The 15,744-nt window shown below is 36.6% G+C and carries 12 protein-coding genes; 7 read left to right on the top strand and 5 right to left on the bottom strand.

The window, feature by feature from the left end:
• Positions 1-334: 334 nt before the first annotated feature.
• Complete coding sequence (locus tag M0P98_03635; GenBank protein MCK9265962.1) at positions 335-739, bottom strand: hypothetical protein; 405 nt, start codon at positions 737-739, stop codon at positions 335-337.
• A 257-nt stretch (positions 740-996) separates the two neighbouring features.
• On the opposite strand from M0P98_03635, the gene M0P98_03630 reads away from it, so the two are divergent.
• The gene (locus M0P98_03630) at positions 997-1,746 is read left to right on the top strand and encodes a hypothetical protein (GenBank protein MCK9265961.1); all 750 of its coding nucleotides are present in this window, start codon (positions 997-999) and stop codon (positions 1,744-1,746) included.
• A gap of 554 nt (positions 1,747-2,300) precedes the next feature.
• On the opposite strand, the gene M0P98_03625 is transcribed toward M0P98_03630, so the two are convergent.
• Both M0P98_03625 and M0P98_03620 read right to left on the bottom strand, forming a co-directional pair.
• Complete coding sequence (locus tag M0P98_03625) at positions 2,301-3,173, bottom strand: metallophosphoesterase (protein ID MCK9265960.1); 873 nt, start codon at positions 3,171-3,173, stop codon at positions 2,301-2,303.
• Between the two features lie 292 nt (positions 3,174-3,465).
• Positions 3,466-5,727: a hypothetical protein gene (locus M0P98_03620; GenBank protein ID MCK9265959.1), complete on the bottom strand. Its 2,262-nt coding sequence runs from the start codon at positions 5,725-5,727 to the stop codon at positions 3,466-3,468.
• Positions 5,728-6,552: 825 nt separating this feature from the next.
• Between M0P98_03620 and M0P98_03615 the strand changes: the two genes are divergently transcribed.
• The gene (locus M0P98_03615; GenBank protein MCK9265958.1) at positions 6,553-8,640 is read left to right on the top strand and encodes an acetate--CoA ligase family protein; all 2,088 of its coding nucleotides are present in this window, start codon (positions 6,553-6,555) and stop codon (positions 8,638-8,640) included.
• Positions 8,641-8,689: 49 nt separating this feature from the next.
• On the opposite strand, the gene M0P98_03610 is transcribed toward M0P98_03615, so the two are convergent.
• Positions 8,690-9,313, bottom strand: coding sequence for an MBL fold metallo-hydrolase (locus M0P98_03610; GenBank protein ID MCK9265957.1), 624 nt, complete (start codon positions 9,311-9,313; stop codon positions 8,690-8,692).
• Between the two features lie 252 nt (positions 9,314-9,565).
• On the opposite strand from M0P98_03610, the gene tyrS reads away from it, so the two are divergent.
• The 5 genes from tyrS to ruvX all read left to right on the top strand — a co-directional run bounded on the left by tyrS (position 9,566) and on the right by ruvX (position 14,516).
• Positions 9,566-10,774, top strand: a complete 1,209-nt coding sequence (gene tyrS / locus M0P98_03605; GenBank protein ID MCK9265956.1) for a tyrosine--tRNA ligase — start codon at positions 9,566-9,568, stop codon at positions 10,772-10,774.
• A 22-nt stretch (positions 10,775-10,796) separates the two neighbouring features.
• Positions 10,797-11,450 carry a class II aldolase/adducin family protein gene (locus tag M0P98_03600; GenBank protein ID MCK9265955.1) on the top strand — a complete coding sequence of 218 codons (654 nt, stop codon included), beginning with the start codon at positions 10,797-10,799 and terminating at the stop codon, positions 11,448-11,450.
• A 64-nt stretch (positions 11,451-11,514) separates the two neighbouring features.
• Positions 11,515-12,792 (top strand): dipeptidase, encoded by a 1,278-nt coding sequence (locus tag M0P98_03595; protein ID MCK9265954.1) that lies wholly within the window; start codon positions 11,515-11,517, stop codon positions 12,790-12,792.
• A gap of 13 nt (positions 12,793-12,805) precedes the next feature.
• The gene (gene folP / locus M0P98_03590) at positions 12,806-13,648 is read left to right on the top strand and encodes a dihydropteroate synthase (protein MCK9265953.1); all 843 of its coding nucleotides are present in this window, start codon (positions 12,806-12,808) and stop codon (positions 13,646-13,648) included.
• A 442-nt stretch (positions 13,649-14,090) separates the two neighbouring features.
• The gene (ruvX, locus tag M0P98_03585) at positions 14,091-14,516 is read left to right on the top strand and encodes a Holliday junction resolvase RuvX (GenBank protein MCK9265952.1); all 426 of its coding nucleotides are present in this window, start codon (positions 14,091-14,093) and stop codon (positions 14,514-14,516) included.
• On the opposite strand, the gene M0P98_03580 is transcribed toward ruvX, so the two are convergent.
• Entirely contained in the window at positions 14,513-15,679 is a 1,167-nt protein-coding gene (locus tag M0P98_03580; GenBank protein MCK9265951.1) for an NADP-dependent malic enzyme, read from the bottom strand. The genes ruvX and M0P98_03580 overlap by 4 nt on opposite strands.
• Between the last annotated feature and the right edge of the window lie 65 nt (positions 15,680-15,744).

The raw sequence follows: 15,744 nt of genomic DNA, 5'->3' as shown, positions 1-15,744 counted from the left end.
GTATGTGGTGTCTACTCACTCTGGTACTACGGCGCATACACCTTCTACTTAACAATCGGGCACTCTGAGAACTCACCCTTCTGCATAGCAAGCATCTCCGAAGGGTTTAACAGGCTCAGAGTAAGGGAACAAAAGGCTTGAACCTTTTGTTAACAGCCCCCCATTCCGTCTTTGCGAGCTGTTTTTTAGCGTGGCAATCTCGCCGAAGGCGAAAAGGAATACCTCTGCTTTTGCGCCTTACCTTTGGGATTATCCATCCTCACACTCATTGGGGGAGAGGATGTAAGGTGAGGGGGTCTTTTGCCTTTGCCTGTTCTCCCCTCCAATTATTGTTTTAAATATTTTTATGATGTAAAATATAAACATAAGGGGGAGTTTTTATGGATAGATATTTGTATCTGTCTTTGATAGAGGCGGTCATTGTTTCATCCGTCTTCTCTTCTTTATTCTTTTTCATCAGGTATGTGACTCCTAATACATTCATTGTTTTTATGATCTTCTCTCTTTTTACTCTCTTTCTCCATTTTTTCTGTAGTGTTAAGATATTTAGAAAAACGAAAACGTATCCTAAAAGATATCTACTTGTGGGAATACAAGGTTTGCTTGAAGGTATTCTGATAGGACTGATCTTGTTTCTTATTAGTTTTCTCTTCCTCTTTCCCGGTTTTACTTCTATGAAGTCAATAGAAATAATTCTGATTTCTCTTTTTTGTTTAGTATTCACCCCTACAGTTTTCATCTTTCTAACATTTCTTTCAACAGGTCTAAGATTTCTGTTAAAAAAAATATGTTATCCACCTTTTTGTAGTGAATTAATAATAGCAATAATATTATCCTTATTGTTTATACTTGCTTGGATAGTCAAGGGATACGAAGTGTTTTACAATAAAAGTATATAAGATAAGTTTTTGCCTTTTAACTTAGGGATAAGTGGCTGCAAAAAAGACGTCGCTTAGCCACGTTTGACAGAAGCAATCAAAAACACAGGAAAGGAATATGAAAAGAATTAAAGGATTGTTCAGTAGCACAGTTTTTATTTTCTTTTGTTTAGGGGCACATATTTTTTCTGAAGATTTGCTTTTGAAATATCAGCGGGAGACAGAAAAAATTACGACAGAAGAAAAAAGAATCTATGTGAAAAATTTAGGAGTGGAAAAGGCTCTTCTTTTGGCTAATCAAGTTTGGAGTATATGTTCAGAAAGCGCCTATTGGGTGGGATACTATGGAATAATTCCACGGTGGAGAGAAGACACTTATGAAATAGTAAAAAGTGTTCCCCTGATTTATTCAGAAGACAAGTTAAATCCGGGTTGGAGAGAAATGATGAAAAATTCCTTATGGGAATATATGAGAAAAAGCGAGTTTTCAATAGGCATTGATGTAATCAATAAATCACTTCAATTTGTCAGAAATCAAGATAATGCTTCAAAAGACAGGAGTTGTGTAGTGCTTTTTATTGAGGATAGTTGGTTTGATTATTTTGAAAACGCTAACAAATTTCCAAAAGAAAAGCGAACTGAAACATTTAATACATTAAATTTACAGGTGGAAAAGATTCTGAAAGGGATAGCAGAAATTCCTGCTACTTCTCCTGAAATAGAAGGAAGCAAAAACAACTTATTGAATAGGTTGCACGTTCTCTATAAGAAAAAATTATTGCCGTCTGAATTTACAGGAAACATAAACTTTGCAAGAATAAAAACTTTGGTTGAAAACACGCACCTTTCAGGGACAAAAACGAATTGAGAATATAATTTTTGCTGTTTTTTTATCTGTCTTGCTGGCTTATATTTTTGATAAAATTTTAAAATTTACCCAAGGGGAAGAATTCTCCCCATTCCGTCTTTGCGAGAAAAAATGAAGCAATCCCCCGAGATTTGCGGAGTAATCCGCGGAGGTTTGCAGAATGGTTAATGAGGATGTAGTTTACTCACAATAGTTTTAACGTTGGCGGAGGGGCTGTTAGCAGGCGACAAAAAGCGTCGGATTGCCGCCCTTGCATGTCATTCCGGACTTGTTCCGGAATCTCGCTTTTCACTACCCCCCATTCCGTCTTTGCGAGCCGTTTTTTGGCGTGGCAATCTCGCTGAAAGCGGAAAAGGAATGGTGGGGAAACCGTAAAACAAAAAGCCCCCCCCTCATCCTTAATCCTTCTCCCCCAAGGGTAGAAGGCAAAAAGCGGCAAGATAAAAGAGGAGATCCTGAAACAAGTTCAGGATGACAGATTGGGGGGGGCAGGATGGCAAAGTGGGCGGGCTTGTCCCTAGTACCCCCGAGGGATAGGAGGCAAAAAACTGTTACTACTCTTCTGGTACGGGGATAGCTCTTATTGTTACATCTTTTTCTTTTACCTTAACAATAAGGTAGTGGTAGAAGTTTCCCATAGGATAAAAATGGAAAGGGGCACCGCCTCCACCTGATGTTATAAGTTGTAGCCCGTCAAGATTTATGTTGTGGTATAAATGTTCGTGACCTGAAAAAACAGTTGTTACTTTATATTTTTTAAAGAGTTCTATAAGGTTATCTCTATCTTCTTTTGAGGCAAAATGGGTGTGGCGTCTATTAAAAAAGATAGCTGAGTAGAGGGGTCTATGCATAAAAACAAAAGTGTTTCTATAATCTTTTGATTTTTCAAGTTCTTCTTTCAACCATTCAAGTTGTTTGCCTTGTATGCTACCCTCTTCTTTAATTATTTCTGTATTTAAGATAATAAAAAAAGCGTTTTTTATTGAAAAAGAGTAGTATGTTTGCCCAAACAATTCAATATACAACTCTTCGTTATATTTTAATTTTTTTACATCGTGGTTTCCAACAGTATGATAAAGTTTCATTTTTAAAGGTTTTATTATATCTAAAAATTCAGCATACTGTTTTTTTACTATATCTTTGTTTCTATTACCTTGTATTTTATCTCCAAGATGTACCACAAATTGGGCGTCAGAGTTGTTAATCTCTGAGATTATTTTTTTGAATATTGGAGGTTGCCCAAAATTGCCTCGAGGTTGGTTATCACCAATAACAGCAAAAGTAAATGTTTCTTCTTGGGTGATGGTCTTTTTCTCTTCAATAACAGTTATAAGGTTTGGGGAAGAGTATAGAGTGTTTGTAATAAAAAAACAGAATATAGTTGATAATATAATCCTTTTAAAAGCTATTTTTGTATTCTTAATCATCTCTCTTATTGAGAACTTGTCTGCACAAATCTTTTGTGCAGGTGAAACCTTGTTTGTACTATACAAGCAAGGTTGGGGTTAACTCCCAATTTTTAGTAAGTATCAGTGAACCTTCTCCACACTTGCCTCTACCCGTGAGGAGAGGAATAAAAGGGGAGGGGTTTATCTTTACTATTGTTCTCCCATTCCTTTTCCGCCTTCGGCGAGATTGCCACGCCCAAAGACAGCTCGCAAAGACGGAATGGGGGTATAAGGCAAAAGTTACTCATTCCTGCAAAACCATAAAAGCAGGTCACACGTTCTGATCGGTGTTCACTGAAGACACACCAATTTCAAATAATTGAACTTCGTTTGCCCCAATATTTGTGGTTAATATATTTTCTTTAACTTTAATCTCGTTTTTATCAAAAACATTTAAACATTTTTTACAATCTTTTAGAGGGATTTCTAATAATATGCTCTCTGCACCAAAATTTACTATTTGAATATACTCTTTTTTGTTAGAACTTTCAACAATTATTGCTCTAACCTCTTCTTCTTTTAAATTAACCCTACTTGCTTTTCTTGTTTTTGAATAATCTGATGTTTTTTTTGAGTCAACTCCTGCAAGTATTATACAACAAATATCAAATAATATAGAGTTGGCATCAACAGAAAACGGTCCTTTTTTATAAGGAAAACAGATTTCGTCTATCCATAAACCAGTTGATATAGATTTCTTTTCGTATTGAGAAAGCAATAACCCTGCTTGTCTTTTCGATGGGCGGCAGATAGAGAAAGTGTCTGCCCCGTAAACCCCTACAAACCCAAGTGAATCATCAACATTAAGCCAAGAGGAATTGAGAGAAACAATCTCTTCTTTCCCTTTATCTCCTCCTTGTTTCTTTATTTCTCCTTGTCTAAATTTATAAGAACGTGTAGAGCCATTAAAAATATCGTTGGGCATATTATAAAAGAATCCTTTTAATTCATTAAGGTATATACGTCTTGGGGAAGATACACATTTTTGTATCACAATAGTTGTTGTATCGTCAGGTAGAGTAGTAAATACGATATGGTTGTAGCCAATAACTTCGTCTGATTGTCCTTCAAAAAAACCTAATGAAGATACCTCTGTCTTGCCTATGGTGGTAAACCCTCCTTCAAAAATATAATCTTTATTAAAAACTCTTGTCTGTCTGTTTATTCTTCCCTGTCCTATAAGTTGTCCTGAACAATTATATCTCCATTCTGCCATATCGCTTCTTTGAGTAGGTAGACATAGTCCTTGAGGAGGTTCTGCTGATACCCAACACCAAGAAGATATTCTGTTTTTGCCACGGGATAAACATACTCCGTGATAGTTGTTATACCAAGTTTTGGTGGTATAACTGTCAGCCAACTTGGACGGTTTATCATAAAAGGGGATTTTTAATAGTCTACGCCAATAAGTTGCCATAGCAAGAGTTGCCGCTCTGTCTGTTTCAAGTCTTGTAAAATAGAGGGGTGTTAGTTTTTCTAAATCGGAACACCGAGCGGATAAAAAAGAACCATCTTTATTGTAATCAACCTCTTTTTTGACAGTATCAAGCCATTTTTTCTCAAAACTTAAGCAGTCAGAATCCCCGTAAAAATCATACATCATAAGCCAGACAGGGAGAGCATAATCTTGGCAATATGAGTACCTAATCCTTGTATCTCCTCCTATCCTGCATATTCTGCCGTCTGGAAATGTACAAAGTTTTACCAATTCCCAGAGTTCTAAAATATGGCGCATAAGAACATCTGGCACAGGTAAGTTTCTTAGTCGGTATTCAAAGTATATTATTGCTATATTTGAAAGACAGATATACATATATCCTACATTTAGATATCCATGATGATTAAGTGCAAATGTATCAAAAAAATTATCTCCAACATACAAATCTGAGATATTTTTATTTCCAACTTTTTCTTTGCTTGTTGCATCAGATTCTATTGATATACCATTAACAAGAAATCTGGTTCCTTGTTCAATATACTGGTTGCATCTTTTAGCATTAGGAAACATCAGAGAAGTGCGATAAAGAAGGGAACCGTTCCAAATATTGCTTTCAGGCCTATTGTTGGTAGTTTTACCTGCTGTAATTTCTGTCTCAAGAAGGTTATCAGATTCAGCAATCATAACCTTTTGAATATTTGATATATCTTCTGCTTTTAAATTTTCCCATATTGCATTTATTCCGTGCATCATACGTTCTATACCAAGTGCGCTTATCCATGTTGTGCCCCATTTTGTTCCGTTGAGACAGTGGTAACTCCCTGTTTTATGGCTTTCAAGGTTAAAACGTAACAATTTTAGTGCGTAGTTTAAAAGTTCGTCGCTTGTTACGCCTGTATTTTTTTCTGATATGTTAGGGTCAGTTGCAAGAACTGCAAATGTCGAAAAAGCCTTCTGCTGTGTTTGAACGCCCCAACTGTCATACCCTGTGCCGTAGCATAATAGGTCTTTTCTGTCGGGAGGGGTATAAAGATATTTTTTTGATGGAGTTACCCATTTCTCAAGAATTTTTAGATAATCCTTAGAGGTTAGCATAAAAGTCCCTTTTTTAAATTTTTTCTGCTAAATGGTTCTATTTTATGAATATTCAGCAAACCCCGTCTCATTATTCGAGAACTTACCTGTATAAATCTTTTGTGCAGGTTAAAGCCTGTTTGCAATATATAAACAAGGTTGGGCTTCATTCCCAATTTTTAGCAAATCTCAGTGAATCATCCCCACGCTTGCCTCTCCCCGTGGGGGAGAGGAAGAAAAGGTGAGGGGGTCTTTTGCCTTTATCGTTACGTTTTCCGTTTTTCTTCGCCTGCTAACAGTCTCCCCACCTACGCTACAATGCAAGCTTCGGCGGACAAGCCTCATCCCATTAACCTCTCTGCAAACTCTTGGAGACTTATTGCCCCAAACATCCCTAAGGGTAGAAGGTAAAAAGAGAGAGTTGTATGCACCGTAGTCCCTGAGTAGTATATAACACCCCATACTTTTTTCCTCCTCGTTCCTGCAAACCTGGAGGCAGACTATCTGCTCTGAACGGTGTTTAGTGAGGACTCACCTATTTTATCTCATTAAAGGTGTTATCTCTATTATAACAAATTTGAGTTGGTTTGGTAAGTTTTGCAATATGAGTACTTGTAAGGTAAGTGGAAAAGTGGATTTCTTTCTCGCCTCATTCCTTTTTGCTTTTGGTGGGTCTTGTCCCGACAGTATTTCTGAGGGATAAAACTTGCAAGACTAACTACAAAAGACGGAATGGGAGGGGAAGCCGTTTTTTTGATTTATTTTGAAAATAGTTTATAATAAATAGATACTATTCAGTTTAATTCAATCGTTTTCTTATAACCAAATTACTGCAAAGGGGTCAAAATGTTAAATCAGTTTTTTAATCCATCAAGCGTGGCTTTAGTAGGAGCTTCAAGTAATACAAGCAAGTTAGGATATAGAATTTTAAAGAATCTTATAGACGGCGGATATAAAGGGGCAATATATCCTATCAACCCAAAAGGTGAGACCATACTCAACCTTAAAGGTTATAAAAGTATCAACGACCTACCTGAAGGTCCAGAACTGGTACTTATGGTTGTCCCAGCCAACATTGTTAATGATGTTGCAAAAAGATGCGGTGAGAGAGGAGTTAAAGGGCTTATTGTTATAAGTGCTGGATTTAAAGAGGCAGGCAAGGAAGGTAAAGAGAAGGAAGAAGAACTAAAAAAAATAGTTAAAGAGTATAATATGAGGTTGATAGGACCTAACTGTCTTGGGATTATAGATACTGTTCATAACCTAAACGCTTCTTTTGCTTTTGAGATGCCTCCTACTGGTACAATCTCTTTTATCACACAGTCAGGTGCTCTTGGCACATCAATTTTGGATTGGGCAGTAAAAGAGAATATTGGGTTGTCTAAATTTGTTAGTTTTGGGAATATGGCTGATGTATCTGAGACAGACCTAATAAGAGAGTTTGGGGATGATCCAAATACCAATGTAATACTTCTTTATTTAGAAGGACTTCAAGACGGGAAAAAATTTATAGAAGCAGCAAAAGAAGTATCTTTAAAGAAACCTATAGTTATGGTAAAGTCAGGACGTAGTGCTGCTGGAAGTAAAGCAGTTTCTTCTCATACAGGAAGTCTTGCTGGTTCTGATAAGGCGTATGATGCGGCTCTTCGACAGGGAGGCGTTATTAGAGCAAACTCTGTGCAAGAACTTTTTGATTGTGCTATTGCTTTTGCATATCAACCTCCAGTTAAAGGAAAAAATATAGCCATAGTAACAAATGCAGGAGGTCCGGGGGTAATGGCAGTAGATGCAATAGAAGATAACAAAATGTCTATATCTGAAATCTCCCCAGAAACAAAAAAAGAACTTCAATCTTTCTTATCTCTTGCTGCTAGCGTAAATAACCCTGTTGATGTGTTGGGTGATGCTCTTGCTGACACTTATGGTAAGGCGTTGGATATTGTTTTAAGAGAGAAAGACGTTGATTCTGTTTTAACTGTTCTAACTCCTCAGGTAGTAACCCAAATTTCTGAAACAGCCGAAGAGACGGTTAAAATATCTAAAAAATATCAGAAACCTGTTTTAGGGTGTTTTATGGGAGGTCATAGGATAGAGGAAGGAATACAGGTTCTTATGAAAAACGGTGTACCTAACTATCTTTTCCCTGAAAGGGCTATCTCCTCTCTAAAAAGTATGTATGACTATTACCGGTGGAAAGAGTCCGATAAAGGAAACACAGTAGATTTTAAGGTAGATAAACAAACTGTTTCACAGATTATAAATAAAGTGAAAGAAAAAGGTGAAACTACAATGGGAGATATAGAAGGTAGAGCAATTCTCGATGCCTACGGAATAAATACTGTAAAGTCGTTTGTGGTAAAAGATGTTGGCGAATGTAAGTCGGTTATTGCTAAAACTGGGTTACCTGTGGTTATGAAGTTGGTATCTCCTGATATTCTTCACAAGACAGAAGCGGGTGGAGTTAAGGTAGGCGTAAAAACAGAGGCAGAAGCTGAACAAGTGTTCCAGGAAATCATCACCTCGGCAAAGGCATATAAAAAAGACGCAAAGATAGAAGGGATTCAGATACAACCTATGATTACAGGTGGCGTTGAAGTTATTATTGGGGTTAACAAGGATGCTCAGTTTGGACATCTTTTAATGTTTGGGCTGGGTGGTATCTTTGTGGAACTATTAAAAGACGTATCTTTCAAGGTTGTCCCTGTAACTAATAACGATGTAAAAGATATGGTCAACGGTATAAAGACGTCCCAGATGTTAAAGGGTTTTAGAAATATGCCAGAAAGAGATATACAATCTATAGAAGATGTTCTTTTAAGAATTTCTCAGTTATGTATGGATTTTCCTGAAATATCAGAGATGGATATCAATCCACTAATGGTAATGGAAAAAGGTAAAGGGGCTGTTGCTGTTGATGCCCGGTTTGCTCTCTGATTATAAAGACAAGAAGGTATTAGATATTTGTTTAGGTGACTACTTGCTTTTATTCTGTGATTTTTAGAATCTCTACTTTGCTCTCTTTTACCATCGACTCAAAACTCTTGGCATCTTCAATAGTACCCACTACATCTCCAAAGTGGATAGGTATAACTACTTTCGGTTTGATAGTGTTTGTTGCTTCAGATGCCTGTTTTGGGTTCATTGTGTATGTTCCACCTACTGGAAGGATAGCTACATCTACCTTAATATCTTTCATTTCAGGGATAAAATCTGTATCTCCAGCTATATATATGGAAGATTCCTTGCATCTAAGAATAAAACCGAGCCAATCATTGTTTTTAGGATGAAACGCTTTATCTATATTATATGATGGAACACCTTCTATTGTTACCCAATTTAGGTTTATAGTTTGTCCCGGTAACAACACTTTCTTTTCTTTTTGAGCAATCTTTTCAATAACATCAGCCGGACCTATTATTATAGTATCTTTCTTGGTAAGTTTAGATATATCGTTAGGGCTAAAGTGGTCGTGATGGGAATGAGTGATAAGAATTAGGTCAGCTTTATTTGAATAGTTTTTAAGTTTCCAGGGGTCAATATAAACGTTTTTTCCTTCTGTTTCAACCTTTATACTGGCATGTCCAAGCCATTTTATATTTTTTACCATTTTGTTTCCTCCTCCGTGAAGAATAACTGAAAAGATTAAAGATATAGATGTTATATAGAAGAACCTTTTATAGAGCATTTCCCCCCCCTTGTTTATAATTACATTATACTTGACAATAGCATAAATTAAAAGTTTTACGGCTTACAAAAAATTACCATTTTATTAATGCTCACTATTTCGTTTGTGTGAACAAAATGGAATAATTATGGCTTTTTTGACTAAAATGCCTTATAGGTGTAAAATATATAAATTATGAAAGAAATAGAAAAACAGTTAAATATTATTAAAAGAAATACAGTTGAAGTCATAGAAGAGAATGAACTTAAGAACAAAATTGAAAAGTCTCTCCTTACCAATATTCCTCTACGTGTAAAATATGGTATTGACCCTACCTCTCCTGATATACATCTTGGGCATACAGTGCCTATAAAAAAATTAAGAGAACTACAAATATTAGGTCATAAAATCTTTTTTCTTATAGGGGATTTTACAGCAAAAATAGGCGACCCAACAGGACGAAACGAAACCAGACCTATCCTTTCGGATGAGGATATCAAACGAAACCTATTGAGATATAGGGAACAGGCAGGTAAAATACTTGATCTTGAGAAGACAGAGTTTGTATATAATTCCAGTTGGCTTGCATCTCTTACCCTTGAAAATATGATAAACCTAACCTCTATTTTTACAATAGCTCAGATTTTAGAAAGAGACGATTTTTCTAAGCGATATAAAGAGAATAAACCTATCTTTATGCAGGAATTTTTATATCCATTACTTCAGGGGTATGACTCTTTTGCTTTAAACGCAGATATAGAAGTTGGGGCGACTGAACAGAAGTTTAACCTTCTTGCTGGTAGAACCATACAGGAATCAATGGGGCAATCTAAACAGGTTGTTATAACTATGCCCATTCTTGTGGGAACAGATGGGAAGATGAAAATGAGTAAATCCTACTGTAACCATATACCTGTTGAAGCTGAGCCGAGTGAAATGTTTGGTAAAATAATGTCTATAACCGATGGTGTGATGGAAGAATATTATAGGCTTTTGACTAGTGTGAAAGAAGAAGAATTTAAGCCTATTATTTCTTGTGACCCAAGAAAGGCAAAAGCACAACTTGCCTGTGAGGTATTAAAAGAGTATTTCGGAGAAGAAAAAGCTAAGCAAGCTGAAAAAGAGTTTGATAGAATTTTTAAAGAAAAACAAGCGCCTTCAGTTATACCTGAATGTTGTGTTAAGAATGAAATTTGTGATGATGCTGGCACTATTTTGATTATAGACCTTATATGTTCTACTGGACTGGTATCTTCAAGGTCAGAAGCCAGAAGACTGGTTATACAGAAAGCTGTAAAGCTGGATGATGTTGTTATAAACGACCCGTTAGAAAGAGTAAAAGTAGAGGAAGGTCAGATTTTGAAGGTAGGCAAAAGAAAGTTTGCCAAAATTAAGTTAGGTTAATACTTGATACCAGAAGGATGTTATGGAAAAAAGTAGAAGAGAGTTGACTTTATACGGTAAAAAGATAGTTGAAAAAGGTCTTGTAGCTGGTCCAGGTGGCAATATTAGCGTAAGAGTGGGAGAGTATGTGCTTCTTTCACCGAGCGGATTTTTTCTTGACGAAGTAAAGGAAGACGAGTGGGTTAGAGTTCATCTTGAGTCTGGAGAGATTGATGGTACCCTTAGACCAACCTGCGAGATATCTATGCATTTGGGGGTATATATAACAAGAAAAGATGTTAATGCTATTGTTCATACCCATCCTTCTGTAACTGTTGGTTTAATATCTGCAGGTGTTGAGTTGAGACCACTTTTTCCAGATTATGTGGCTTTACTTGGTAAAGAAATTCCTATAATAGATTATGTTTTACCTGGGAGCGAAAAAATTAGAATAGAGGTATCAAAATCTTTAGAAACAAGTAATGTTGTGCTTTTAAAAAACCACGGAGCTGTCTGTGTTGGAGAAACTTTAAAAGAAGCGTTTACAAGAAGTTGGCTTGTTGAAGAAGTTGCAAAATCTGTGTTTGTTGGATGTTTAACTGGGAAACTCAGGTATCTAAATAAAGAAGAGATAGAAGAACTTGAAAATATGGAAGCAGAAGATTATAGAAAATCTCTATTGAAATTAAGAAAATAAATTATTATTAGGTTAATATATTTTTCCAAAACACCCAAATAAAGGGTGAAGGAGAAAAGGTACAATGAAGAGAATTAATGAAGTAGAATGGCAAGCTGCTCTTGATTCTTTAAAGCCAACTCAGAAAGAACTTGAGCACGGTTTAAAACTCCACTATGAATCTGTTGTTTTTGATTCGTACTCTCTGGGGGTATATGCAGAAGGTTCCGAAGAATGGAGATTGAAGCATAATGCAGCCGTACAGGCAAAAATAGATGAAGGAGCGTCTGCAGAAGAGATAGCCGATTTCAATGGAGATATGAGACAGATACAAAACATTGTTGACAAACAGGCATGGGAGGATTACCAAGCAATCTTTAATGCTTCAGGAGTTACTTGTATTTTTCAGAACGCTGCAGAAGAGAACCAGTTGCCACTTAGAACTCTTAGAAGAGTTACAAGACATACCCATATTACAGATTTTAGGAAAGATTTTGTTATAAAGGCTATCTCCCCGTCAGAAATAATAAAAGCTAAAAAAGAGAATAAACACGCTCTATATTTTTCTTCTAACGCAGTGCCTTTATTGCAAAGATGGAATTCAACTGAAGAAGAACTTGACCTAATACGTTTGTTTTTCCTGCTTGGTATAAGGATGATGCACCTAACCTATAACCGAAGAAATGAAATAGGTGATGGGTGTGCAGAGGCAGCAAACGGTGGATTGAGCGATTTTGGTAAGATTGTTGTGAAAGAACTAAATAGGACAGGGGTGATTGTGGATATAGCTCATTCAGGTTGGCAGACCAGCAAAGAGGCCGCATTAACATCAAGTAAACCTATGGTAGCAAGCCATTCAGGTTGTGTTGCGTTAAACAACCATTATAGATGTAAACCTGATGATGTAATAAAAGCGATTGCTGACACAGGGGGTTATATAGGTATATGTTGGGTAAGTTCGTTTCTTGGTGGAGACTGTGGTTTAAAAGCTGTTGTGGAACATATCGATTATGTTGCAAAAAAATTTGGACCTGAACATGTAGCCGTGGGCTCTGATGTAACAGGGACACTTAAAAGAGAACCGTCACCTAATTTTAAGTTACCTGAAATAAAAAATTATCCTAGAGGTAGACGAGGATGGCAATCTTTGTGGCCTCCTCCTGTTTCTGTTGTTGATAAAGATAAGATTGCTGCCGCTCAACCTACCTTTGCTTGGACCAATTGGCCTCTTATAACAGTAGGGCTTGTTCAGAAAGGATATAAAGACGAAGATATCCAAAAGATTATAGGAGGCAATGTGTTGCGTGTTGCAAAGGCAAATCTTGAAGGTAGCGCCTATGTTCCAGCTGAGCAAGAATTGTAAATTGTAAAACATAATGCTGAAAAATGTATGGAAGATTTCAGATAAGGTACAACTAAACACCTTGAGTTTTAAGGTTATGGGTGTTGTTAATATAACCGACGACTCTTTCTATAGTAAAAGCAGGTGTAAAGATATTGATACTGCCGTTAAGACTGCTTTGCGAATGGCGGAAGAAGGTGCCGATATTATAGATGTTGGTGGCGAATCTACACGCCCTGGTAGTTGTCGGACTTTGGTTGAAGAAGAGATTAAAAAGGTTGTTCCTCTAATAAAACTTCTTTCAGAAAATCTCGATATACCTATCTCCTGTGATACATATAAAGCACAAGTTGCAGAAAAAGCAATAGAAGCAGGGGCATCTATAATAAACGATATTTCTGCCTTTTCACTGGACCAAAACCTCCTATCTGTAGTAAAAAATACCAAGTGTGGGTATATTCTTATGCATATGCAAGGAACACCTGACAATATGCAAACCACCCCTTATTATAATGATGTTATCAAGGAAATATTAGAGTTTTTTGAAAAAAAACTTAACCTTATGCAAGATAAAGGTATTTCACCTGAAAAGGTAGTTATAGATCCAGGTATAGGGTTTGGAAAGAGATTAGAAGATAACCTTAAACTTATAAAACAACTTGATAGGTTTCAAAAGTTAGGTAGACCTATATGTGTTGGTACATCCAGAAAATCTTTTATTGGCAAAATTTTAAATGGAGTTGGTACTGAGGAAAGGCTCGAAGGTTCTCTTGCTTCAATGGTTGTGGCTTATATTGGTGGTGGGAGGATTTTTAGGACTCACGATGTTAAAGAGACAGTAAGAGTTTTGAGGGTGACAGAATCCATACTTTTTTAACGAAAGAAAAGACAAAAAAATAATAAGGATAAATACGAGGGTTGCCACGTCATTAGAAGGCATTCCTCGCAATGCCACAAAACGGCAGTTAAATACATAAAAGAAAGACGTATGTGTGTTTACTCACTCTGGTACTACGGTGCATACACCTTCCCCTTCTTTGCCTTCTCCCCTTGGAGTGTTTGTAGTAGTAAGTCCCCAAGGAGTTGCAGAGAGGTTAATGGGATGAGGCTTGTCCGCCGAAGCTTGTATTGTAGCGTAGGGGGAGGGGCTTTTGTCTTACGTTTTGCCTGAATCTGTTTTTGCGAGCCGTTTTTTAGCGTGGCAATCTCGCCGAAGGCGGAAAAGGAATGGGAATAAACAATAGTAGGGAAAAAGAGAGGTCGCAGGATAAGTAAAGTGCGTCAAATATAGTAAAGAGAATCTTAAAAAGGGTTGAATAATGAGAATATTAGGACTTGATATTGGAGATAAAAGAATAGGTGTAGCTGTTAGCGATGAAGATAAAACTTTAGCAAGAGGTATAGAGAATATTGTTCGAGATGGTAGTGAAGTAAAAAAAATTAGTCATCTTATAGAAAAATACAAGATTGAAAGTATCGTCTACGGTCTACCTTTAAGAATGGACGGGTCAATGAGTGGGCAGACAGAAAAATCTTTAGCTCTAATTTCTCTTTTACAAAAAACTATTAGTATCCCTTTTATTCCTTTTGATGAACGCCTCTCATCTAAACAGGCAGATTCCATACTATTGGAAGCAAACTTGAGTAGGAAAAAGAGAAAAAAGGTTATAGATAAACTAGCTGCTCAAATAATTTTACAAAACTACCTTGATTCTCAGAGAGAATTAAAAGAAGATGATTTTTAATTCTCTTCTAACCACGCTTTAGCAACTTTTTCTGCAACTTTTAAAGGCACCACTTTATCCAGGGCGGAAGGCATAATATAGTCAGCATTAAGTTTATTTTCTGGTACATATTCAGCTATCGCTTTACTTGCAGCTAACTTCATATTTTCAGTAATCTTTTTTGCTCTCGAATCGAAGACCCCTCTAAAAATACCTGGGAAAGCAAGCAGGTTATTTATCTGGTTAGGCATATCGCTTCTACCTGTACCTATAACTGTTGCTCCGGCTTTTGCAGCGTCTTCTGGCATAATCTCAGGGACAGGGTTTGATAAAGCTAATATAATAGAACCAGAAGCCATCTTCTTAACCATATCACCAGTTACAGTATCAGGACCTGATAACCCAATAAAAACATCTGCCTGCTCCATAGCATCAGAAAGTGTTCCTTCTTTTGATGGTATAAGATATTTTAAGGCATCTTCTTTAGCAAAATTCATATTCTCTTTTCTATCTTTACAGATAATCCCTCGGGTGTCGCACAACATAATTTTTCTGGCACCCGCAAAATGGATAAACTTTGAGACAGCGATACCAGCTGCACCAGCACCATTGATAACAATTTTGACTTCTGAAAGTTGTTTCTCAACTACCTTCAAAGCATTCAAAAGAGCAGAAAGAACAACAATTGCTGTGCCGTGTTGGTCATCGTGAAATATAGGAATATCAAGAGTATCTATGAGAGCTTGTTCTATCTGAAAACATCTTGGGGCTGATATATCTTCAAGGTTTATACCTCCAAACCCTGGAGAGATAAGGGTAACAGTTTGAATTATATCTTCTGTCTTCTGGCTTGAAATACATATAGGGAAAGCGTCTACTCCACCGAACTCTTTAAAAAGTATTGATTTACCTTCCATAACTGGCAAAGAAGCTTCAGCACCTATGTTGCCCAACCCTAAAACAGCGCTCCCGTCGCTAACAACAGCAACAGTATTCCATTTTGAGGTGTAATCGTAAACAAGAGATTTATCTGCATTGATTTTTCTACAAGGTTCAGCAACACCAGGTGTATATGCAAGCGATAAATCGTTTGAATCTTTAAGAGGTACTTTTGATTGTAACGCTATCTTCCCTTTTGTTTTCTTGTGCAACAGGAGAGACTGTTCGTATACATTGTTATTCATTTTTTTCTCCACATAGTAAGTTATCTGTTTAAACTATAATACTTATGGCATACAAATACTTGCTG

It is taken from the genome of bacterium (assembly GCA_023230585.1).
In the GTDB taxonomy this organism is placed as follows: domain Bacteria; phylum Ratteibacteria; class UBA8468; order B48-G9; family JAFGKM01; genus JALNXB01.
This window is presented reverse-complemented; position numbering and strand designations above follow the sequence as displayed.